Below are 472 nucleotides of genomic sequence, written 5' to 3' on the forward strand. Positions count from 1 at the left end.
TCGCGGTGGTTTACGGTGAGCGGCCCGCTCTCGCCGGCGGACCTACGGTTTGGCCGTGTCGATGCCGGCCTGCTCGACCACACGCTCCGCGTGTCGCGTCGCGCGCTGGCGGACCGTCGCCGCGTCGACCCCGACGTGCTCGCCGTTCGCGTACCGGACCTCACCGTCGACCATGGTGAAGGTCACGTCGTCGCCGTGGGCCGCGTACACGAGGTGCGAGAGGGGGTCGTGGACCGGCGTCGCGCGCGTCAGGTCGGTCGTGATCCCGATTACGTCGGCGTGGTGCCCCTCGCGCAGCGCGCCGAGGCGGTCGAAGCCGGCGGCGCGGGCGCCGTGTTCGGTCGCCATCTCCAGCACGGTCGACGCGGGGAGCCTCGTGGGGTCGCGGGCGTTGACCTTGCCGAGGAGGCTCGCCTGTCGCATCTCGGTGAAGGGGTCGAGCGTGTTGTTACACGGCGGGCCGTCGTTGCCG

At 72.5% G+C, this 472-nt stretch carries 1 protein-coding gene; it reads right to left on the reverse strand.

Annotated elements, in window-relative coordinates:
* Positions 1–42: 42 nt before the first annotated feature.
* Positions 43–472 (reverse strand): amidohydrolase family protein (locus EXE50_RS16995; protein ID WP_158293677.1); only part of this gene is annotated, 430 nt, incomplete at its 5' end.

This window comes from Halorubrum sp. ARQ200 (assembly GCF_005435115.1).
In the GTDB taxonomy this organism is placed as follows: Archaea; Halobacteriota; Halobacteria; order Halobacteriales; family Haloferacaceae; genus Halorubrum; species Halorubrum tropicale.